We start from the raw sequence: 22522 nt of genomic DNA on the forward strand, positions 1-22522 counted from the left end.
TGCGGCATGGTACTATTACGACTAAACTCTTTATTTTGGCAGTATGGTAACATGGTAGCACGTTAATAAACTAAAGTGCTGTAGGTGAATAATGAATGTCCAAACCGAAGGTGTTTGAGAAACCGACCGGCGTCAAGGATTATTTGCCGCACGCCGTCGCCCGGCTGCGCCAGATTGAGCGCCAAGCGCTGGACTGCATGCAATCGTGGGGCTATGAGCAAATTATAACACCAACGATGGAATACTACGATACGGTAGGCGTGGCCAGCTCGACGTCGGACCAGAAGCTGTTCAAGCTGCTGAACAACCGCGGCACGACGCTTGTGCTGCGTTCCGACATGACGGCGCCGATTGCGCGCGTCGTATCCTCCCTGCTGAAGGATGCGCCGTTCCCCTTAAGGCTGTCCTACCATGCGAACGTATTTCGCGCAATCGAGGAAGAAGCGGGACGGGAGGCGGAGTTTTATCAGACCGGCGTCGAGCTGGTGGGCGACGCCTCGCCCGAGGCGGATGCCGAGGTGGTTGCGCTGGCGATCGCGTCGCTGAAGGCCGCTGGCGTGAACCGGTTTAAAATCGCCATCGGCCACGTCGGCTTTCTGAACGGCCTGTTCGAGGGCACGCTCGGAGGGCGCGAGGAAGCGCAGGAGGAGCTGAAGGCGTGTCTGCTCGGCCGCGACTATGTCGGCTACCGGGACCTGCTGCGCAGGCTGTCGCTCTCCGGGCCGGTCCAGCGCGAACTGGAAGGCATCCTGCGGCTGCGCGGCGGGCAGGAAATTTGCGATCAGGCGCTGTCGCTCAGCAGCAACCCGACGGCGCAGGCTTCGATCCGCCATTTGTGCGCGATGTGGGACGTGCTGAAGGCGTACGGCGTATGCGGGGACGTGCTGATCGATCTGACGATGATCGGCGACTTCTCTTACTATACGGGCATGACGTTCGAAGGCTATGCGGCCGATCTCGGATTCCCCGTTGCCAGCGGGGGCCGTTACGACAATTTGCTGAGGCAGTTCGGGAGGCCGGCGCCGGCGACCGGCTTTGCGCTGAAGACGACGCGCATCCTGGAGCTGATCGGCGACCGGCTGCCGGAAGAAGCGGCCTGCCCGGTGCTGATCGGCTATGACGAAGCCGGCCGGGCGGACGCGCTGGCCGAAGCGCAGCGGCTGCGGGAGGCGGGTACCGCCGCCGTCACGGAGCGTATGACGCCGCAGTCGAGAATTGAAGCGGCCGAGGCGGCTGCCGGAGGCGCGAACGCTTTTGCATTCAGGGGCAGGACGTTCGCGAAGTTTGTGCCCTTCTTCTTGAACGAAGCCGAGGCCGCGCAGGGAGGGTTAAAAGAATGAGCGCTGCGAATGACGGGCGCGATCTGCTGAAGGTCGCGATGCCGAAAGGGCGGATCTACAAGCAGGCCTCGAAGCTGTTTCGGGAGGCGGGACTGCCGATTCCGAGCGACTTCGACGATACGCGCAAGCTGATTATCGAAGTGCCCGAGGCGGGCATGTCGTTCATTATGGCAAAGCCGGTCGATGTGCCGACCTATGTGGAATACGGCGTCGCCGATATCGGGGTTGTGGGCAAGGACGTGCTGATGGAGGAAAACAAGGACGTCTACGAGCTGCTCGATCTCGGTATCGCCAAGTGCCGCATGTCGGTCATCGGGCTGCCGGATTGGAAGCCAGTGATCCATCCGCGCGTCGCGACGAAATATCCGAATGTCGCCTCGCAATATTTTCGCGAGCTGGGCCAGCAGGTCGAGGTGATCAAGCTGAACGGCTCGATCGAGCTTGCGCCGCTGATCGGCCTTGCGGACCGGATCGTCGATATGGTCGAAACCGGACAGACGCTGCGCGAGAACGGGCTCGTCGAGCAGGAGACGATCTTCGGCATTACGAGCCGGCTGATTGCGAACCGCGTGAGCTACCGCATGAAAAACGATGCGATCCAAAGCCTGTGCGACAAGCTGCAGGCGACGGTCGCGGCGAAAAGCGGCGTTTGAACGCGGTGCCCGGAGGCGGAACGCGGCCAGGCGAGAGCTAGGCGCCGGGACGGCCGCGGCCGGAGCGGATGCGGCGACTGCGGCGTTCGGCGCGGTCGGGCGGTGCGGCGGCGCGAAGGCGAAGCCGCGCCGAAGAAGCGGGATGCCGGTTAGCGGGAGTGGCCGCGCCGGCATCAGGGTTGTAATGAGCGGCAGCCGCATGTGAAAGCGGCGGCTCGACATAGAAGGCTGCCGGGGCGTTGTCCGGCAGCGGCGAAGGGAGCGGAGCGCATGCGAGTGCTGCGTGCGGAGCAGTTTGGGTTGACGCGCGAGGTGGACTATGGGACACCGGAGCAGAATGAAGCGGTCCGGGAGATCGTCGAGGCGGTCCGGACCGAAGGGGATGCGGCCGTGCTGCGCTATACGGAGCGGCACGACCGGGTGAAGCTGGACGCCGCGGCGCTGCGCGTGGCGGAAAGCGAGATTGCGGCGGCCTACGACAAGGTGGACGCCGAATTCCTCGCCGCCATCCGCGCGGCGGCGGCGAATATCCGTACCTTCCACGAACGGCAGTCGCGCCAGTCGTGGGTGGACGTGCAGCCGGACGGCACCATGCTCGGCCAGATTTTACGGCCGCTGCGGCGCGTCGGCGTCTATGTGCCGGGCGGGAAGGCGGCTTACCCGTCTTCGGTGCTGATGAACGTCATTCCGGCGCAGGTGGCCGGCGTGCCGGAAATCGTCATGGTGACGCCGCCGGCGACGGGCGGCACGGAAGGCATCGACCCGTACATTCTCGTCGCCGCCGCCGAAGCGGGCGTGAAGGAGATGTACCGGGTCGGCGGGGCGCAGGCCGTCGCTGCGCTGGCCTACGGCACGGCGACAATCCCGCCGGTCGATAAAATTTGCGGCCCGGGCAATATTTACGTCGCGCTCGCCAAGCGCGCCGTGTTCGGCGCCGTGAGCATCGACAGCATTGCCGGCCCGAGCGAGATCGTCGTGCTGGCCGACGAAACGGCCGATCCGGCCTACGTGGCGGCCGACCTGCTGTCACAGGCGGAGCACGATGAAATGGCGTCGGCCATTCTCGTGACGACGTCACAGGCGCTCGGCGAAGCGGTCGACGCGGAAGTGGAGCGGCAGCTCGCCGCGCTGCCGAGGGCGGCTATCGCCCGCGCGTCGATTGACTCGAACGGCGCGGTACTGCTGGCCGAATCGCTGGACGAGGCGATCGCGGCCGTGAATCGGATCGCCCCGGAGCATCTCGAGGTGATGACCGCCGATCCGATGATCGTGCTCGGCCGGATCGAGAATGCCGGCGCGATTTTCATCGGGCCGTACAGCTCGGAGCCGGTGGGCGATTATTTCGCCGGCCCGAACCACATTTTGCCGACGAACGGCACGGCCCGCTTCTCGTCGCCGGTGAACGTCGACGACTTCCTGAAGAAGTCCAGCCTGATTCATTACAGCAAAGACGCGCTGCTGGCAAACGGCCGGCAAATTATGACGCTCGCCCGGCACGAGGGGCTGGAGGCGCATGCGCGGGCCATCGAAATCCGGCTGGAGCGGGAAGGCAAATAAAAAGCGGCCGGGAGCGCCGCAGCTGTACGAAGCGCGCGGTTCATACCGCCGGCTGCCGCTTGGGCGGATGTGATCCGGGCTGCAAACGCCGTTTGAACGGCAGCTGCGAGGAACGTGCGGCCGCCGCTCCGTGCTCATTGCTCCCGGGGCGGGTATGCCGGGACAATCCGATAACGACTTCATTAGGAAAGAAGGGCGATTCATGGCGGACACCGTCATCCGCGCCGCCGAAGTGGCGCGCAAAACGAACGAAACGGATATCAAGCTGAGCTTTGCCGTCGACGGCACGGGCAGCGCCGAGCTCGAGACGGACGTGCCTTTTCTGAACCATATGCTCGACCTGTTCACGAAGCACGGCCATTTCGACCTGAAGGTCAAGGCGGTCGGCGACGTCGATATCGACGACCACCACACGGTGGAGGACATCGGCATCTGCCTCGGGCAGGCGCTGCGCGAAGCGTTGGGCGACAAACGGGGGATCAGACGTTATGCGTCGGTGTTCGTGCCCATGGACGATGCGCTCGCCCAAGTCGTCATCGACCTGAGCAACCGGCCGCATTTCGAATACCGGGCGCAGTACCCGTCTTCGCAGGTCGGAAGCTTCACCACGGAGCTGGTGCACGAATTTTTGTGGAAGCTGGCCATCGAAGCGCGGATGAACCTGCACGTCATCGTCCATTACGGACTTAATACGCATCATATGATCGAAGCGGTGTTTAAGGCGCTCGGACGGGCGCTGGACGAAGCGACAAGCATCGACCCGCGCGTGCAAGGAGTGCCTTCGACGAAGGGAGTGCTGTAGATGATCGCGATCATCGATTACGGCATGGGCAATTTGCACAGCGTCGGCAAAGCGGTCGGCCGTCTCGGTTACGACGCGGTCGTGACGGCGGACGCCGGGGAGATTATGAAGGCGGACGGCGCGATTTTGCCCGGTGTCGGCGCTTTTGGCGATGCGATGCAAAATCTGCGGAATACCGGGCTGGACCAAACGGCCCGCGATTACGCGGCTTCCGGCAGGCCGCTGCTCGGCATTTGCCTCGGCATGCAGCTGCTGTTCGCCGAAAGCGAGGAGTACGGGCGGCATGAAGGGCTGTCGCTGCTGCCGGGCAGGGTGGTTCGCTTCCGCGGCGGCTACAAGGTGCCGCACATGGGCTGGAACCGGCTCGAGTTCCGGCGGCCGGACCCGATTTTCGAAGGCCTCGCGGAAGGGCACGTTTACTTCGTGCACTCGTTCCATGCGAAGCCGGAGCACGAAACGGACCTGCTCGCCACGACCGACTATTACCAGCAGGTGACGGCGATCGTAGGGCGGGACAACGTGTACGGCATGCAGTTTCATCCGGAAAAAAGCGGCGAGCTCGGCATGTCGCTGCTCGGCAATTTCCTGGCGCTCACGGCCTCCCGGGCCAAGGTGCGCTAATCCTTTGCGGTCCGGCCGGGATTCGGCGCGTACCGGTGCATCCGCCGGGATTCTGCACGAACCAGAGCCAGAGCCTCCGCCCGGGATTCTGCGCGTACAGGTACATCCACCCGGGGCTTTCCGGGGGATCCCGCCGCTGCTGCAGTCAAAATCGGCTGGCCGCGCGGCGGAGCGCGGCGCAAAACCCTGCGCCAAAACGGCCCCAAGGCGGCGCGTCGCTGCCCGGTCCTTGCAGGCGGCGACGTATTTAGATCACGGATAGTTTCTATTACTTAGAGGAGGCGGCATCCCACTATGCTGGCCAAACGGATCATCCCCTGTCTCGACGTCAAGGAAGGCCGGGTCGTCAAAGGCGTCAATTTCGTCAATCTGCGCGATGCAGGCGATCCGGTAGAGCTCGCGGCCACTTATGACCGGGAAGGCGCGGACGAGCTGGTGTTTCTCGATATTTCGGCCTCGGTTGAAGGGCGCGCCACGATGGTCGAGGTCGTCAAGCGGACGGCCGGCGAAATCACGATTCCCTTCACGGTCGGCGGCGGCATCTCGCAGGTTGACGACATGAAAAGGCTGCTGCGCGCAGGCGCCGACAAAATCGGCATCAATACGGCTGCGGTCGTCAATCCGCCGCTCATCTCGGAGGGCGCCCGCAAATTCGGCTCCCAATGCGTCGTCGTTGCCATTGACGCCAGGTACAACGAAGGCTGGGGCGAATGGGAAGTGTATACCCACGGCGGGCGCAAGCCGACCGGCATTAGAGCGCTGGAATGGGCGAAGGAAGCGGAGCGGCTCGGCGCCGGCGAAATTTTGCTGACAAGCATGGACGCGGACGGCACGAAGGACGGCTTCGATCTGAAGCTGACGCGGGCCGTTTCGGACGCGCTCGGCATTCCGGTCATCGCCTCCGGCGGGGCCGGGAAGGTCGGCGATTTTTACGATGTGTTCGAGCAGGGCCGTGCGGACGCGGGGCTTGCGGCCACCATTTTTCACTATAAAGAGATGACGATCCGCGAAGTGAAGGACGATTTGCGGCAGAAAGGAGTCGAGGTTCGATGAGCGGCAACGCATTGGAAACGGCCTTCGAGTCGATCAAATGGAATGAGGCGGGCCTGGTCCCCGCCATCGTGCAGGACGCAGTCAGCAAAGAAGTGCTCATGCTGGCCTACATGAACCGCCAGTCGCTGGCGAAGTCGGTTGAGTCGGGCGAAACATGGTTCTGGAGCCGTTCGCGCGGCGAGCTGTGGCATAAAGGAGCGACGAGCGGCCATATCCAGCGTATCGTCTCGATGCAGTACGATTGCGACGGAGATACGCTGCTGGTGCGCGTGGAGCAGCAGGGGCCGGCCTGCCATACGGGAGCTTATTCCTGCTTCCATCACACGATTGCAGGCGACGCGGAAAGCGCCGCCGGGTCCGACCGGTTCGCCATGCTGAGCCGGCTGGAGACGATCATTTCGCAGCGGTATGCGGAGCGGCCGGAAGGCGCGTATACGACCTATCTGTTCGAGAAAGGCGTCGACAAAATTTTGAAAAAGGTCGGCGAGGAAACGGCGGAGGTCATCATTGCGGCCAAAAACAAGGACAACGACGAGCTCCGCTGCGAGACGAGCGACCTGATTTTCCACCTGATGGTGCTGCTTCGCGATCGCGGGCTGTCGCTGGACGAAGTGATGGCCGAGCTCGGCAAACGCCACGCTCAAAAGTCGCAGGCGTCCTCCTAACCGGGGGGCGGCAACTGGAAATTGCCCGGGCGTTCGGGGCCGGATGGCCGTTCCCTAAGGGAGCGCCCAAGGTCCCTTAAAGGCTAAGCTGAATAACCGGGCCGCCTATGCGGCGGCTTTCGCGCTGTACAAGACCGGGAGCGTCAGGATAATGCCGCTTTCGCCCGCCGGACGGCCTGCAGGCGCCGCAGGCGGACAACAGACGGTTTTTGAAATATCGCCCTTTCGATGTATAATGAAAGTTGTCAAAACAAGCAAATCTAGTGGTCTAATCGCTCAGGAGGGTATCATGTTTAGCGACAAGCTGCGTATTTTCTCGGGTTCCTCGAATCCGAAGCTGGCTGAGCGCATCTGCGCCGAACTCGGACTGCCGCTCGGCCGAATCAAAGTGTCCCGTTTCAAAAGCGGCGAAATTTACGTGCATTACGAGGAAACGATCCGCAATTGCGACGTGTTTCTCGTACAATCGTTTTCGCACCCGATCAACGACCATTTTGTCGAGCTGCTCGTCATGATCGACGCCGCTAAACGCGCCTCGGCCCGAACGATCAACATCATCGTCCCTTACTACGGTTATGCGCGGCAGGAACGCAAAGCGGCGCCCCGCGAACCGATTTCGGCGAAAATGGTGGCGGACGTCCTGACGACGGTCGGCGCGACGCGCGTGATTACGATCGATCTGCATGCGCCTGCGATTCAAGGCTTCTTCAACATTCCGGTGGACCACCTGACCGGTCTCGATTTGATCGAGGACTACTTGAAGACCAAGAAGATTACGAATCCGGTCGTCGTATCGCCGGACGCCGGACGCGCTTCGACCGCCGAGAAGCTGGCCAACTACCTGGATGCCCCGTTCGCGATCATGATCAAGAAACGGCCGGCGCATAACGAGTCGGTCATCACGCACGTGATCGGGGAAGTGGAAGGCGCGACGCCGATCATCATCGAGGACCTCATCGATACGGGCACGACGATTGTCAATGTCGTGGAAAGCCTGAAAGAACGCGGCTCCGAGGATGTCTATGTATGTGCCACGCATCCGCTGTTTTCCGGACCCGCTTTGCAGCGATTGGACCACCCCAATATAAAAGAAGTTGTCGTCACCGACTCGATCTCGCTCCCGGACAACCGGTCCGAGCGGTTCAAGGTGCTGTCGGTCGCACCGATTTTGGCGGAGACGATCCGCATCATTATCGAAGGCGGTTCCATCAGCACGCTGTTCAAAAACGCAGGCGTTTAGCTTGCGCTTCATGCCCCGCGCCTGCCCCTCCGCCGGAGGGGCGTTCCCGCTGCGCGCAGCCGGAATAACTCACTCGGCCTTCGGCGGGTGAACGGCGGCAGTAACGGATCGGATGCGCCTGCACGTAGAAGAGCGCCGCTCGGCCTATGAGGCCGGCGGCCGTTGGCGTGGGGTCAGCGCCGCCGCTCATGCAAATGGCCCGCGTTCGGCTCATAATCCTGCGTGTATGGATAGGCCGCGCTGTGGTATAATCGTAGCGACTTTGATGAACCGGGGAGGTGCCTTGCGGATGAAAGAGAAGAAACGTGCGGCCGCCGGCCGTAAAACGAACGTCATTCCGGTTCAATGGGATGCCACGTTCTTTTTCGAGCGAGCCGTTCAGTCGCTGGATCGTTATCATTACGACAAGGCACTGAAATATTTCCGGCGGGCCGTGGAATACGAGCCTGACAATCCCGTCAACCACTGCAATATGGCCGGCATCCTGTCGGAAATGGGGGATTACGGGGAATCGAACCGCATCCTTCGCATGATCGTCGAAGAGCTGGACCCGACGATGACAGAATGCCATTTTTATATGGCGAACAATTACGCCAACCTGGAGCAGTACGAGGCTGCGGAAGAAGCGCTGATCCGGTATTTGGAAGAGGACGAGGAAGGGCAGTTTTTGGACGAGGCCGAAGAAATGATGGAGCTGCTTCATTTCGAGCTGGAGCGCCCGCCCCGCCTCGGTTTCATTAAAGCGCGGGAAGGCTTTTACGAGCACGACCGCGCGCGTTCGATGCTCGAGGAAGGGAAATTTGTCGAGGCCGTCCGCCTGCTGGAGAGCATCGTCGAGAAGAACGGAGACTTCCTCGCGGCGCGCAACAACCTGGCGCTGGCCTATTATTATATGGGCAGATTTGAGCAAGCGATGGCCACGATCAAGGAAGTGCTCGGGATGGAACCGGGCAATTTGCATGCCATGTGCAACCTCGCGATTTTTCACCAGCATGCCGGCGACCGGGAAGAGCTGGATCCGCTCGTCGCGCTTCTCCGCAAGACGGTTCCTTTCCACCAGGAGCATGTATTCAAGCTCGCCACGACGATGGGCATTCTCGGCGAACACGGCGATGCGTACCGCCATTTCGTCCGTCTGCTGAAGGACGGCTCGCTGAGGTACGACCCCTGCCTGTATCATTATACGGCGGTCGCCGCCTGCAACATCGGCAGGCTCGACGAAGCGCAGCGGATGTGGCAGCAGGCGGCGAAGCTCGATCCCGACTCGAATGTGCCCGGCTATTACCTGGAGCAGCTGACACGCTTCCGCAGCGGCGATGACCCGGTGCCGACGAGCTACCATTACCATCTGCCGTTCGAGGAGCAGTTCAAGCTGTGGGAAAAAACGAGCGACACGATGCCCGATCATTTGAAGCGGGACCCGCTGGTCCGCTCCTCTTTCTTCTGGGCGCTGCGGCACGGCGACCGCCAGACCAAGCTTCAGGTCATCCAGGCGCTCGGCATGATCGCCGACGGCGAGGTGAAGGACGCGCTGAAGGCCTTTATTTTGGAGCCTCAAGAGGAAGACTATTTGAAGCGGATGGCGATTTTCGTTCTGCGTTCGATCGGCGTGCACGAGTCGCTGCCCGCCATGCTCGAAGGACGGGAGACCGTAATTGAGCACAGCCGGATGCCATCGCGTCTTCCCGTATGGGACGACAAGTGGCAGGCGGTGCTGGAAGCGGCGCTGCTGCGAATGAACAAGCATTACGATCTCGTGCAGCAGCATGACCTGCTGACGCTCTGGATCGAGTTTCTGTCCCGCGTCTATCCCGATGTGCCGAGGCTCGGCAAGGTCGAGGGCTGGGCGGCTGCGCTCGAATACTTAACGGCGAAAATGCACCGCAGGGCGATCTCGTATCACGAGGTATCCGTACGATACGGGACGTCGATCGCTACGGTGAGCAAATGCGCCAAGCGCATTGACGAGATATGCGGCATTAAAGAGAAAATGAAGCTTATTTTTCCCGCGCTTGCGGACCGGCACCGCGATTAGAGAGGGCCGTTTCCCGGAGCGCCGCAATTTGCAAAGGAGGCTGAATTCCCAATGTACAAATCGATTATAATCGGAACGGGCCCTGCCGGGCTCACGGCGGCCATTTATCTGGCGCGCGCCAATATGAATCCGCTGGTGATCGAAGGTCCCGAGCCGGGCGGACAGCTGACGACGACGACCGATGTCGAGAACTTCCCGGGCTTCCCGGAAGGCATCATGGGTCCGGATCTGATGGCCAACATGCGCAAGCAAGCCGAGCGGTTCGGCGCGGAATTCCGCACCGGCTGGGTCAACTCGGTCGATACCTCGAAGCGTCCGTTTACGCTGCAGGTGGAAGGCCAGGGCGAGCTTCAGGCCGAATCGCTTATTATTTCTACCGGCGCATCGGCGAAATACCTCGGCATTCCGAACGAGCGGGAAAATGTCGGCCGGGGCGTCAGCACCTGCGCAACGTGCGACGGCTTCTTTTTCCGCGGTAAAAAAATTATCGTGGTCGGCGGGGGCGACTCGGCGATGGAAGAAGCGAGCTTCCTGACGAAGTTCGCGACCGAGGTCGTCGTCGTGCACCGGCGCGAAGAGATGCGCGCCTCGAAAATCATGCAGGACCGCGCGCGGGAGAACGAAAAAATCAGCTGGGCGCTTAACCGTACGCCGCTCGAGGTCATTGCGGGCGAGCAGGGCGTGACGGGCCTGAAGGTGAAAAACAACGAGACCGGCGAAGATGAGGTTATTGAAACGAACGGGATTTTCGTCGCGATCGGCCATACGCCGAATACCAAATTTCTCGGCGGACAGCTTGAGACGGACGAGACCGGTTATCTGATCGTCAAGCCGGGCACGGCGGAGACGAATATTCCCGGCATTTTCGCCTGCGGCGACGTGCAGGATCACAAGTACCGCCAGGCGATCACGGCGGCCGGGAGCGGCTGCATGGCGGCGCTCGATTGCGAGAAGTTCATCGAAGGGAATCCGGTCCACGATTGGAGCCAAGCGCTCTAAGCCGGGCGGAAAACCGATAGCATTCCTGTGACGCTGTTCCCCTGCGGACAGCGTCGCTTCGCGTCAGGCGGCCGGGCAGCTGCACTGCGCGGACCGCCCGGATGTGCGATCCGGCTGCTCCGGACGGCGGCGCTTGTGCCGCCCGATCCGCGCCGCTGCGGCTTTCGGCCGCGCTTGACCAGTCTTATAGCGTTCGTTATAGTGGGAACAGAAGAAACCCTAACCTAACCTTAATGATCGAGGTGGCCTAATTCATGTCTGATAAAATCGTTGTTGGCGTCGATATCGGCGGAACGACCATTAAAGTCGGCCTTTGCAGCGCCGAAGGCGAGCTCCTGAGAACGTACGAAGGACCGACCGAGGTCGATAAGGGCTCGGTTCAGGTGTGCCAAAATATTGCGGATTACGCCCGCCTCATCGTGGAGGAGTCCGATTTCGAATGGGAGCAGGTGGAAGGGGTCGGCGTCGGCATCGCCGGCTTCCTGGATATCCCGAACGGCATCGTCAAGTTCTCGCCGAACCTGCATTTCAAAGACGTGCACCTGAAGGATTTCCTGGAGGAGAAGCTGCAGAAAAAAGTATTGGTCAACAACGACGCCAACGTGGCCGCGCTGGGCGAAGCGTGGGCGGGCGCCGGCCGCGGGGTGATGCACTGCGTCTGCTATACGCTCGGCACGGGCGTCGGCGGCGGCATCATCATCGGCGGCAAAATCGTGGAGGGCTATGCCGGGATGGCGGGCGAGCTCGGGCATATGTCGGTCGTGCCGGACCTGGAAGCGATCCAATGCGGCTGCGGCAAAATGGGCTGCCTTGAGTCCGTTTCCTCGGCGACGGGCATCATTCGCATGGCGAAAGACGCCGTGGAACGCGGCGACCGGACGTCGCTCTCGTTCGTCGAGCAGATTATGGCCAAGGACGTGTTCGACGCGGCGAAAGCCGGCGATGAAGTGGCGGCGCGCATTGTGACCCGCGCGGCATTCTATCTCGGCAAGTCGATGGCAACCGTCGCAGTCGTGCTGAACCCGCAGCGGTTCATCATCGGAGGCGGCGTGTCCCGAGCCGGCGAATTCCTGTTCGAGCAGATCCGCGAGGTGTTCCACAAGTTCACGCCGGAAAACACGCAGGAAGGCGTTGAGATCGTTCCGGCGATTCTCGGCAACAATGCCGGCGTCGTCGGTGCAGCCGGCCTGATCATTCGGGCCTGAACCGCCCGCGGGCTCTGCCGCGCAGGGCAAGGCAGGCGCACAAGGGAATGGAAGCGGCTTAAGCGACCGTCATCATGCGGCAACGATCGCTCGCCGGAAGCGGGATTTCCCGCCGCGGCCGTTTGACAGGGGAGGGGAAACAGGATGGATACAGGTATGGCGGTGGCAAAGCTGGTCATCATAACTGGTATGTCGGGTGCGGGAAAAACGATCGCCGTGCAGAGCCTCGAGGACCTGGGGTATTTCTGTGTCGATAATTTGCCCCCGGTGCTGATTCCGAAATTTGCCGAGCTGATCGAGCAGTCGAACGGTAAAATCGGCAAGGTGGCGCTGGTGATCGATCTGCGGGGGCGCGAGTTTTTCACCGCGCTGTCGGAATCGCTCAGCTATGTGAAGGGGCATTTCACGATCGGCTACGAAATCCTGTTTCTCGACGCCACCGACAGTGTGCTCGTGCAGCGCTACAAGGAAAGCCGCCGCCGTCATCCGCTTGCGCCCGAAGGGCTTCCGCTCGAAGGCATCCGGATGGAGCGGCGCATGCTGGAGGATTTGAAGGGCTGGGCGACGCAGGTGATCGATACGAGCAGCTTGAAGCCGGCACAGCTGAAGGAGCGGATTATCGGCCGCTTCGCTCATACCGACCTGAGCACCATCTCGGTCAACATCATCTCCTTCGGCTTCAAGTACGGCATTCCGATCGATGCGGATCTCATCTATGATGTCCGGTTTCTGCCGAATCCCCATTACGTCGAACAGCTGCGTCCGCATACCGGCCAGAACCCGGACGTATACGAATACGTCATGAAATGGCCGGAAACGCAAGCCTTTCTCGCAAAGCTGGTCGATATGCTGCAGTTTCTCATTCCGCTATACCGTAAAGAAGGCAAGAGCCAGGTTGTGATCGGCATCGGCTGCACGGGCGGCAAGCACCGGTCGGTGGCGATCGCCGAATATTTGGGACGCACGCTCGGCAGCAGCGATACGGAGCTCGTCCGCGTGAGCCATCGCGATGCCGATCGCGATCGCCATTAGAGGTGAACGATGGCCGCTAAACGAAAGAAAGAAAGACTTCCCCGGATCGTCGTGATCGGCGGCGGCACGGGACTGTCCGTCATGCTGCGCGGGCTGAAGGAGAAGCCGCTCGACATTACCGCCATCGTGACGGTGGCGGACGACGGCGGCAGCTCCGGCATTTTGCGCAGCGAGCTGCAGATGCCCCCGCCGGGCGATATCCGAAACGTGCTGATCGCCCTCGCCGACGTGGAGCCGCTGCTTGCCAACGTGCTGCAGTACCGGTTCAACAACGGCACGGGACTTGCCGGCCACAGCCTCGGAAACCTGATGCTGGCGGCCATGACCGACATCGCCGGCGATTTTGTCACCGGAATCCGCCAGCTGAGCCGCGTGCTTGCCGTGCGCGGGCGCGTGCTGCCCGCGGCCGGTCAGGCGATCATCCTGCATGCCGAGATGGCCGACGGGACGATTGTGACCGGCGAATCGAACATTCCGAAGGCCGGCCAGGCGATCAAGCGGGTCTTCATCGAGCCGGAGAACGTCGAGCCGCTGGAGGAGGCGGTGGAGGCGATCCGGGAGGCCGACGCGATTCTGATCGGACCCGGAAGCCTGTATACGAGCATAATCCCCAACCTGCTCGTACCGAAGCTGGCGCAAAGCATCGTCGAATCGGATGCGGTGAAGCTGTTCATCTGCAATGTGATGACGCAGCCCGGGGAGACGGACGATTATTCGGTCGGCGATCACCTGAAGGCGGTTCACGCGCATGTCGGGCATCATTTATTCGATTATATCATCGTCAATAACGGTGAAATTCCGCCGCAGGTGCAGCTGAAATACGCCGAGAAAGGCGCCAAAGCCGTCCATCTCGATCTTGAGGAGGTGGAAAGCAGGGGTTACAAGGTCATCGCCGACCGGCTCGTGCTGTTCCGCACCTATTTGCGCCATGACGCCGAAAGACTGAGCCACCATATTTACCAGCTGGTCGAAAAATGGATGGAACGAAAGAGGTGAGAGGGCGATGTCTTTTGCGGCCCAAACCAAAAAAGAGCTGACGCTCATCGAGGCCGACGCCTGCTGCGAGAAAGCCGAGCTGTCCGCGCTGATCCGCATGAACGGCTCCGTTCAGCTTTCAAGCCGCAAAGTCGTGCTGGACATCTCGACCGAGAACGCCGCGATCGCGCGCCGCATCTATTCGCTCCTGAAGAAGCTGTTTGCCGTGCACACCGAGCTGCTCGTCCGCAAAAAAATGCGGCTGAAGAAAAACAATGTGTATATCGTACGCATACCGTCCAAGGTTCAGGAAATACTGAGCGAGTTGCGTATCGTATCCGAAGGATTTGTTTTCAACAAAGGGATCGACAAGGAGATCATCCGCAAAGGCTGCTGCAAGCGCTCCTATTTGCGCGGGGCGTTTCTGGCCGGCGGGTCGGTCAACAATCCGGAGGGCTCGTCGTATCACCTCGAAATCGCCACCATGTACGAGGAACACTGTCAAGCGCTCGTGGAGCTGGCCAACAAATTCGGGCTGAACGCTCGCTGCATCGAACGCAAGAAAGGGTTCATTTTTTACATGAAAGAAGGCGAGAAGATCATCGAGCTGCTGAACATTATCGGCGCTCACCAGGCTTTGTTCAAGTTTGAGGATGTGCGGATTATGCGCGACATGCGCAATTCCGTTAACCGGATCGTCAACTGTGAAACGGCGAATTTGAATAAAACGATCGGCGCCGCCGTGCGCCAAATCGATAATATAAAGCTGCTCCAGAAGGAAATCGGACTCGAGAACCTGCCGGAGAAGCTCCGCGAGGTCGCGGAAATCCGCTTGCTGCACCCCGATATGAACCTGAAGGAAGTCGGCGAAATGCTGAAAAGCAAAGTAAGCAAATCCGGCGTTAATCACCGGCTCCGAAAAATTGACGAACTTGCGGAAAAATTACGAAATGGGTAGCATTAGGCTAGTGCTGGTATTCAAAAAGTGGTATAATGGTGAATATATTGGCTTTGATCGTTCGAATGAATTTTATATAGGGGGTAAGGTTCCATGACAAGGCATCCGGTGGTTGTTCGCCTGAAAACGGGTCTCCATGCAAGACCGGCAGCACTTTTCGTTCAGGAAGCGAACAAGTTTTCTTCCGAAGTGTTCGTTGAGAAAGACGACAAAAAAGTGAACGCAAAATCCATTATGGGGATTATGAGCCTTGCAATCAGTTCGGGTACGGAGGTTACGATAAGCGCGGAAGGTTCGGATGCCGACCAGGCTGTAACCGCTTTAGTCAACCTCGTCAGCAAGGAAGAATTGGAAAACCAATAAGAGGCGGCGAAGGAGCTCCCGGGCGGGGGCTTTTTTCTGTTTTCGGGGCATTTCGCTTATCGGCTCTGCAACAAATCAAAGCGGACATCCGTTTAAGAAGACAAACGGACACAAGAGGAGATGACGCATGTGGTGAAAATGACAAAAGGCCTGCGGGCGCTGGTGCTGGTGCCGGCGCTTGCCGTGGCGGTGGGAGTGGGCGCGATGATCGGAGCAAGCGGAGGAAAGGCGGATGTATTCGCCGCGCAGGGCGACACGGCGGGAAGCGGCGCGCCGTCGACGATTACGGTTTCCGGCAGCGGCGATGTCAAGGTAACGCCCGATGTAGCTTATGTCTCGGTAGCGGTCGACTCGCGCGCTGCGTCGGCCAAGGAAGCGCAAGCCGCCAATGCGAAGCAGTTCGGAGCCCTGGAGAATGTGCTCTATACCAAGCACAACATGGATCCGAAGGACGTTCAGACGACAGGCTTCGTCGTGCAGCCGGTCTATACGTACAACGACAAGGACGGCACGAATAAAATTACCGGCTACACGGCGACCCACAGCATTCAAATTACGATGCGCGACCTGGCCGGGATCGGACAGCTGCTTGACGAGCTGTCGTCCGCAGGCGCGAACCGCGTGGACGGCGTCCGCTTCGATACGGAGAAGCAGGACCAGTACGAGCTCCAGGCGCTGGATGATGCGATGAACCATGCAAAAGCGAAAGCGGATGCACTGGCCAAAGCGGCGGGACGCCAGGTGAAAGGGGTCGTCTCGATTACGCAGAACGGCGAGAGCAGCCCGCCGGTCGTCTTTAATGCCGCGGCAAAATCGCTCGCGGCGGCCGACAGCGGCGGCTCCACGTCCGTGCAGGCCGGCCAGATCGACGTAACCGCCGACATTACGGTCGTCTATGAGATGCAGTAAGCCTCTGCTCCGACCGGGTAAAACAACAGCCGCCTTCATCCGAAGGCGGCTTCATGCTGCTCATGGAAACGACAAAAAGCCGGGGCTGCAGCCGCGGCTTTATCGACGTTCAATCGGTGGACGTACCCGAATTATTCTTTCATTTGTTCAACGGGTTCATGCAGGCCGCGCTGCTCGATCGCCTGCCGAATCATCGAAATAAATTCTTCCGACAACCGCATGGCCTTGGCTTCCTGATACACTTCGAGCAGGTGCGTATCGCTGAGGGGACGAAGAAGCAGCGATTTGTCCTGCAGGGGAAGAAACAGGTTATGCGTTTCCTGTACAGCCTGCGGCTGGCTCGGCCGTTCGTAAGCGGGCGGGAAGTGTGCATAAACGCGCCCGGATTCGTTCGATCGGATAAAATTGCGCACGCCGGCGAATGGATTGGATAATTTCATGAGCTTGCACTCCGTTAAGTTAGATTTCGTCTTCAAAAGCACTAAGTGACGGTTCAATTGGAATCATTTAGTATATCTTAACATGAATTCAAGCCTTCGTCCCTAGCGATTCAGTGCTCTGAATTTTTATTGACAGAACGGAGGAAGTGTGGTAGAGGAAAACGGTCAGGAGAGCTTGAACAAGCAAAAAAGCGCGAACGCATCTGATTTCCAGACGGTTGGCGCTTTTGTTATTTCCGGGTGATCAATCGATTACAGCTTCTCGATGACTTTGTCGACAAGGCCGTAAGCCGCAGCTTGATCGGCCGACATGAAGTTGTCGCGGTCCGTGTCGCGTTCGATTTTGTCGAGCGGCTGACCGGTCCGTTCCGAGAGGATGCGGTTCAGCGTATCGCGTGTTTTCAAAATATGCCGGGCGCGGATTTCGATGTCGCTGGCCTGGCCTTGTGCGCCGCCGAGCGGCTGGTGAATCATCACTTCGCTGTTCGGAAGCGCGTACCGTTTGCCTTTGGCGCCTGCGGCAAGCAGGAAAGCGCCCATGGAGGCGGCCATGCCGACGCAGATCGTCGAAACGTCGGGCTTGATGAAATTCATCGTATCGAAAATGGCGAGACCTGCGGAAACCGATCCGCCCGGGCTGTTAATGTAGAGCGAGATATCCTTCTCCGGGTCGTCCGCGGCAAGGAACAGCATTTGGGCAATAATGGAATTGGCCACAAGGTCGTTCACCGGCGTGCCGAGGAATACGATTCGGTCCTTCAGCAAACGGGAATAGATGTCGTAAGCGCGCTCGCCCCGATTGTTTTGCTCAATAACCATAGGTACGAAATTCATGTCCGTAAGTCCCTCCCAAAATGTGATTTGCAATGCGGCTTGGCCGCAAGCACCGGCGAATAAGAGCCGCTTCGGATGATCGGCCAAGTATAAAGAAGCGTTATATGCGGTACCGATGTCAATATCATAAATCATCGTCCGCCAAAAGTCAAAGATGGTCAAAGACCGGAGATAAAAAAACCGGCAGATGCCGGTATCGTCGCTAATAATTGGCGCGCCCGCGAGGGATCGAACCTCGATCTCAGGCTCCGGAGGCCTACGTCATATCCATTGGACCACGGGCGCAAAAGCGTAGCGAAGATTAGTATATGACATCCGTAACGAAAAAGCAAGAGCTTGGCTCCACAAATTTTTGTGTAAATTGTGGCGGCAAACGGTTTCATGGGCAAAACCACGCTTGCGGCCGACAATCGTTTGCGCTAATATAGTGGTGGGACTTAAAAAGCGCACGCGGGACATTTTACGTCCCCGAGTAATTTGAGTCCTTTCCACTGATGGAGTTGATGTCACGGGATGCAGTCCCTTATCGAAATTCAGCAGCAGCTTTTGCCGGATTTGCTCGTGGTGATGAAGAAACGGTACCTCATTCTCCGCCAGGTGATGCTCTCCGACACGATCGGCAGACGGACGCTTGCGGCGTCGCTCGACATGACCGAACGCGTGCTGCGCGCCGAGACGGATTTTCTGAAGGCGCAGGGGCTGCTGCAAATTGATGCGGGCGGCATGCGGATTACCGAATCGGGCGCGCGCCTCCTTGAGGATATGGAGCCCTTCTACAAAACGATGTTCGGCTTGTCCGATCTCGAGGAGCGCATCAGGAGCTATTTCGGCCTGAAGAGCGTCACGATCGTCCCGGGCGATTCGGATACGTCGCCGCATACGAAGCGGGAGCTTGGCAAAGCCGGCAGCTTGGCATTGCGCAGGGCGATGGGCAAGGACGACGTCGTCGCCGTAACCGGCGGCTCCACGCTGGCGCAGGTGGCCGCCCAGCTGTCGACGCAGACGCCGCTGAAGGGCAATTGGTTCGTGCCGGCGCGCGGCGGGCTCGGCGAGAGCCTCGATTACCAGGCGAACACGATCGCTTCGACGATGGCCAAGCGGACCGGGGCGCAGTACCGGCTGCTGCACGTGCCCGACCATCTCGGCGACGAGGCGTACGCGACGCTGATGCAGGAGCCGAACATCCAGGAGATCGTGAACGTGATCCGCAGCGCGCGCATCGTCGTGCACGGCATCGGCGACGCGCTGGTGATGGCCCGCAGAAGGCGGGCGGACGAATCAGTCATCCGCGCGCTGAAAGCGGAAGGGGCGCTGGCCGAATCGTTCGGGTATTATTTTGACCAGAACGGAGCGGTTGTACACAAGATGCCGACGGCCGGACTTCTGCTCGAGGATATTATGGGCACGGAGGTCGTGATCGCGATCGCCGGCGGCCGCAGCAAGGGCGAAGCGATCGCCGCCATTATGCGCTTCGGGCACGACGACGTGCTGATTACCGACGAAGCTGCGGCGCTCGTGATTGCGAAGCAGATTGGGAAGGAAGACGTCTAAATGGTGATCTTGACGGATGAGCGGCGGCGGAATGACGCGGCCTGCGCTTTCGTCTTGAGATATATGATTTTCAATTGAAGTCTAGGAGGACGAGAACATGGTAAAAGTAGGCATCAATGGTTTTGGACGTATCGGACGCAACGTATTCCGCGCAGCGCTGAACAATCCGAATGTGGAAGTCGTGGCGGTTAACGATTTGACGGATACGGGAACGCTGGCACATCTGCTTAAATACGACACGACGCACGGCAGGCTGAACGCAACGGTTGAAGCGAAGGAAGGCGCGCTGGTCGTCAACGGCCGCGAGATCAAAGTATTCGCGGAGCGCAACCCGGAGAATCTCCCTTGGGCGCAGTTCGGCGTTGAGATCGTCGTCGAATCGACCGGTATTTTCACCGCGAAGGACAAAGCCGAGCTTCACCTGAAAGGCGGCGCGAAGAAAGTCATCATCTCCGCACCGGCCTCGAACGAAGATATCACGATCGTGCTTGGCGTTAACGAAGACAAATACGATCCGGCGCAGCATACGATCATTTCGAACGCTTCCTGCACGACGAACTGCCTGGCGCCGTTCACGAAAGTACTGAATGACACATTCGGCATCGTCAAAGGCATGATGACGACCATTCACTCCTACACAAACGACCAGCAGGTGCTCGACCTGCCGCACAAAGACCTGCGCCGTGCGCGCGCGGCTGCGGAAAACATCATTCCGTCCACGACGGGCGCTGCCAAAGCGGTTTCCCTCGTTCTGCCCGAGCTGAAAGGCAAGCTGAACGGCATGTCTTTCCGCGTACCGACGCCGAACGTTTCCGTTACGGACCTCGTCGCCGAGCTGAAAGTGAACGTGACGGTCGAAGAGGTGAACGCAGCGCTTAAGGCCGCTTCCGAAGGGCCGCTGAAAGGCATCCTCAATTATTCCGATGAGCCGCTCGTTTCGAGCGACTATAACGGCGACCCGGCTTCCTCCACGATCGACGCGCTGTCGACGATGGTCGTCGAAGGCAACATGGTGAAAGTCGTGTCCTGGTACGACAACGAGTGGGGCTACTCCAACCGCGTCGTCGATCTGGCTGCTTATATCGCATCCAAAGGCCTTTAATAAGGAAGGATGGCTCTGCCGCGCGGCAGGGCGGTCATTCCCCGAAGCCTGGCGATGAACGTCAAATATCCGCGAAGGAGCTGCCTCAAGCAGCTCCTTCGCGGCGGTTTGCGGCGTACTCGCGCGGCGAAAGCCACAAACATACTGACCGGTCCCCGGCGGCGGACGGCGGCCTGACCGCACGCCCGAACAAGGCGTCTGCTGCAGGCGGGGATTCGAAACGGAGGTTGACAGGATGAACAAGAAAAGTGTCCGCGACGTCGATGTGAAAGGCAAGCGCGTATTCGTGCGCGTCGATTTTAACGTACCTTTGGAAAACGGCGCCATTACGGACGATACACGGATCCGAGAGACGCTGCCGACCATCAACTATTTGATCGAAAACGGCGCGAAGGTAATCCTGGCCAGCCACCTCGGCCGCCCGAAGGGCGAAGTCGTCGAAGAAATGCGCCTGACGCCCGCCGCAGCCCGTCTGTCCGAGCTTCTCGGCAAGGCGGTGGCGAAGGCAAACGAGGCGGTCGGCGATGCCGTACAGGCTCAGGTTGCCGCGCTCAAAGAAGGCGACGTGCTGCTGCTTGAGAACGTCCGCTTCTATCCGGGCGAAGAGAAGAACGATCCGGAGCTGGCGAAGGCGTTCGCCGGGCTGGCCGACCTGTTCGTGAACGACGCGTTCGGCGCCGCTCACCGCGCGCACGCGTCGACGGAAGGCATTGCGCATCATCTGCCGGCCGTATCCGGCCTTCTGATGGAGAAAGAGCTCGACGTGCTCGGCAGGGCGCTGAACAACCCGGAACGCCCGTTCACCGCGATCGTAGGCGGCTCCAAGGTGAAGGACAAAATCGACGTTATCAATAAAATGATCGAAATCGCCGACAACATCATCATCGGCGGCGGCTTGTCCTATACGTTTTTCAAGGCGCAGGGCTACGAAATCGGCAAGTCGCTTTGCGACGATTCGAAGCTCGATCTGGCGCTCGAATTTATCGAGAAGGCGAAGAAGCTCGGCAAGCGGTTTCTGCTTCCGGTCGATATCGTCGTAACCGACGAATTCAGCGCGAGCGCGAACACCAGGATCGTCGATATCGACGGCATCCCGGCCGAATGGGAAGGCATCGACATCGGACCGAAGACGCGCGAGATTTATGCCGACGTCATTGGGAGCTCCAAGCTGGTCGTCTGGAACGGGCCGATGGGCGTGTTTGAAATCGAGCCGTTCTCTCACGGGACCCAAGCCGTTGCGCGGGCATGCGCGGAAACGGCGGCTTATACCGTCATCGGCGGCGGCGATTCCGCCGCGGCGGCCGAGAAATTCCACCTTGCCGATCGAATGGACCATATTTCCACCGGCGGCGGCGCGTCGCTCGAGTTTATGGAAGGCAAGGCGCTTCCGGGCGTCGTTGCGCTGAACGACAAGTAGGAAAGGAGCTTTCCAAAGATGCGTAAACCGATTATTGCGGGTAACTGGAAAATGTTCAAAACGGTGTCCGAAGCGTCGCAGTTTTTCGCGGATGTGAAAGGAAAGGCGGAGGTGGACGGCGTCGAGTCCGTCATCTGCGCGCCGTTCACGGCGCTGCCGGCGCTGGTCGAAGCGGCGAAGGGCACGAGCATCGCGATCGGCGCGCAAAACCTCCATTTTGAGGACAGCGGCGCCTATACGGGCGAGATCAGCGGCGTCATGCTGAAGGATCTCGGCGTGAAATACGTCATTATCGGCCACTCGGAGCGCCGCGCGTATTTTGCGGAAACCGACGAGACTGTGAACAAGAAAGTGCATGCCGCGTTCAAGCACGGCCTGACGCCGATTGTCTGCGTCGGCGAAAAGCTGGAGGAGCGCGAAGCGGGCCAAACGAAGGACGTCTGCAAGGTGCAGACCGAAGCCGCGTTCCAAGGCCTTAGCGCCGATCAGGCGGCGGAAGTCGTGATCGCGTATGAGCCGATCTGGGCGATCGGAACGGGCAAATCGTCGACCTCCGAGGACGCCGAGGACGTGATCGCTTATATCCGCGGCATCGTGGAGGGGCTGTACGGCGCGGCGACGGCGGCGGCGGTCCGCATTCAATACGGCGGCAGCGTAAAGCCGGGCAACATCCGCGAATATATGGCCCAGCCGGACATCGACGGCGCGCTTGTAGGCGGCGCGAGCCTGGAGGCCGCTTCGTACATTCAGCTCGTCGAGGGGGCGAAGTAA

General features: G+C 59.9%; 22 protein-coding genes and 1 tRNA gene. 20 read left to right on the plus strand and 3 right to left on the minus strand.

Features of this window, described 5'->3' with window-relative positions; all coding sequences use genetic code 11:
• Positions 1-95 precede the first annotated feature (95 nt).
• From PD282_RS00960 to PD282_RS01035, 16 genes are all read left to right on the plus strand, one after another.
• On the plus strand, positions 96-1340 hold the full coding sequence (locus PD282_RS00960; protein WP_274648530.1) for an ATP phosphoribosyltransferase regulatory subunit: 1245 nt from the start codon (positions 96-98) through the stop codon (positions 1338-1340).
• Positions 1337-1993 (plus strand): ATP phosphoribosyltransferase, encoded by a 657-nt coding sequence (gene hisG / locus PD282_RS00965; RefSeq protein WP_274648531.1) that lies wholly within the window; start codon positions 1337-1339, stop codon positions 1991-1993. Before PD282_RS00960 ends, hisG begins: the two co-directional genes overlap by 4 nt.
• A 270-nt stretch (positions 1994-2263) precedes the next feature.
• The gene (gene hisD / locus PD282_RS00970; RefSeq protein WP_274648532.1) at positions 2264-3550 is read left to right on the plus strand and encodes a histidinol dehydrogenase; all 1287 of its coding nucleotides are present in this window, start codon (positions 2264-2266) and stop codon (positions 3548-3550) included.
• Between the two features lie 202 nt (positions 3551-3752).
• On the plus strand, positions 3753-4352 hold the full coding sequence (gene hisB / locus PD282_RS00975) for an imidazoleglycerol-phosphate dehydratase HisB (RefSeq protein ID WP_274648533.1): 600 nt from the start codon (positions 3753-3755) through the stop codon (positions 4350-4352).
• Positions 4353-4973, plus strand: coding sequence for an imidazole glycerol phosphate synthase subunit HisH (gene hisH, locus PD282_RS00980; protein WP_274648534.1), 621 nt, complete (start codon positions 4353-4355; stop codon positions 4971-4973).
• A gap of 294 nt (positions 4974-5267) precedes the next feature.
• Entirely contained in the window at positions 5268-6026 is a 759-nt protein-coding gene (hisF, locus tag PD282_RS00985) for an imidazole glycerol phosphate synthase subunit HisF (RefSeq protein ID WP_274648535.1), read from the plus strand.
• Entirely contained in the window at positions 6023-6691 is a 669-nt protein-coding gene (hisIE, locus tag PD282_RS00990) for a bifunctional phosphoribosyl-AMP cyclohydrolase/phosphoribosyl-ATP diphosphatase HisIE (RefSeq protein WP_274648536.1), read from the plus strand. Before hisF ends, hisIE begins: the two co-directional genes overlap by 4 nt.
• 289 nt (positions 6692-6980) lie before the next feature.
• Positions 6981-7931, plus strand: coding sequence for a ribose-phosphate diphosphokinase (locus PD282_RS00995; RefSeq protein ID WP_274648537.1), 951 nt, complete (start codon positions 6981-6983; stop codon positions 7929-7931).
• A 289-nt stretch (positions 7932-8220) separates the two neighbouring features.
• Positions 8221-9966 carry a tetratricopeptide repeat protein gene (locus PD282_RS01000; RefSeq protein WP_274648538.1) on the plus strand — a complete coding sequence of 582 codons (1746 nt, stop codon included), beginning with the start codon at positions 8221-8223 and terminating at the stop codon, positions 9964-9966.
• 51 nt (positions 9967-10017) lie between these two features.
• Complete coding sequence (gene trxB, locus PD282_RS01005) at positions 10018-10965, plus strand: thioredoxin-disulfide reductase (RefSeq protein ID WP_274648539.1); 948 nt, start codon at positions 10018-10020, stop codon at positions 10963-10965.
• Positions 10966-11219: 254 nt separating this feature from the next.
• On the plus strand, positions 11220-12170 hold the full coding sequence (locus tag PD282_RS01010; protein WP_274648540.1) for an ROK family glucokinase: 951 nt from the start codon (positions 11220-11222) through the stop codon (positions 12168-12170).
• 144 nt (positions 12171-12314) lie between these two features.
• Positions 12315-13202, plus strand: a complete 888-nt coding sequence (gene rapZ / locus PD282_RS01015; protein WP_274648541.1) for an RNase adapter RapZ — start codon at positions 12315-12317, stop codon at positions 13200-13202.
• Positions 13203-13211: 9 nt separating this feature from the next.
• A complete protein-coding gene (locus PD282_RS01020) occupies positions 13212-14198 on the plus strand; it encodes a gluconeogenesis factor YvcK family protein (protein ID WP_274648542.1) in 987 nt (328 codons plus the stop codon).
• Positions 14199-14205: 7 nt separating this feature from the next.
• Positions 14206-15135, plus strand: coding sequence for a DNA-binding protein WhiA (gene whiA / locus PD282_RS01025; protein ID WP_274648543.1), 930 nt, complete (start codon positions 14206-14208; stop codon positions 15133-15135).
• Between the two features lie 93 nt (positions 15136-15228).
• Positions 15229-15498, plus strand: a complete 270-nt coding sequence (locus PD282_RS01030; protein ID WP_090583454.1) for an HPr family phosphocarrier protein — start codon at positions 15229-15231, stop codon at positions 15496-15498.
• Between the two features lie 138 nt (positions 15499-15636).
• Positions 15637-16407 carry an SIMPL domain-containing protein gene (locus tag PD282_RS01035; protein ID WP_274654961.1) on the plus strand — a complete coding sequence of 257 codons (771 nt, stop codon included), beginning with the start codon at positions 15637-15639 and terminating at the stop codon, positions 16405-16407.
• A 131-nt stretch (positions 16408-16538) separates the two neighbouring features.
• Here the strand turns inward: PD282_RS01035 and sda are convergent, their stop codons facing one another.
• The 3 genes from sda to PD282_RS01050 form a co-directional block, all read right to left on the minus strand.
• Positions 16539-16847, minus strand: coding sequence for a sporulation histidine kinase inhibitor Sda (gene sda / locus PD282_RS01040; RefSeq protein ID WP_274648544.1), 309 nt, complete (start codon positions 16845-16847; stop codon positions 16539-16541).
• Positions 16848-17099: 252 nt separating this feature from the next.
• Complete coding sequence (gene clpP / locus PD282_RS01045) at positions 17100-17681, minus strand: ATP-dependent Clp endopeptidase proteolytic subunit ClpP (protein WP_274648545.1); 582 nt, start codon at positions 17679-17681, stop codon at positions 17100-17102.
• A 210-nt stretch (positions 17682-17891) separates the two neighbouring features.
• Positions 17892-17966 (minus strand) — tRNA-Arg (locus PD282_RS01050).
• Positions 17967-18194: 228 nt separating this feature from the next.
• Between PD282_RS01050 and PD282_RS01055 the strand changes: the two genes are divergently transcribed.
• The 4 genes from PD282_RS01055 (at position 18195) to tpiA (ending at position 22522) form a co-directional block, all read left to right on the plus strand.
• Positions 18195-19232 carry a sugar-binding transcriptional regulator gene (locus PD282_RS01055; protein ID WP_274648546.1) on the plus strand — a complete coding sequence of 346 codons (1038 nt, stop codon included), beginning with the start codon at positions 18195-18197 and terminating at the stop codon, positions 19230-19232.
• Positions 19233-19329: 97 nt separating this feature from the next.
• Complete coding sequence (gap, locus tag PD282_RS01060) at positions 19330-20334, plus strand: type I glyceraldehyde-3-phosphate dehydrogenase (protein WP_274648547.1); 1005 nt, start codon at positions 19330-19332, stop codon at positions 20332-20334.
• Positions 20335-20569: 235 nt separating this feature from the next.
• Complete coding sequence (locus tag PD282_RS01065) at positions 20570-21751, plus strand: phosphoglycerate kinase (protein ID WP_274648548.1); 1182 nt, start codon at positions 20570-20572, stop codon at positions 21749-21751.
• 18 nt (positions 21752-21769) lie between these two features.
• Positions 21770-22522 (plus strand): triose-phosphate isomerase, encoded by a 753-nt coding sequence (tpiA, locus tag PD282_RS01070; RefSeq protein WP_274648549.1) that lies wholly within the window; start codon positions 21770-21772, stop codon positions 22520-22522.

The organism is Paenibacillus humicola, from assembly GCF_028826105.1.
Lineage (GTDB): Bacteria > Bacillota > Bacilli > Paenibacillales > Paenibacillaceae > Paenibacillus_Z > Paenibacillus_Z humicola.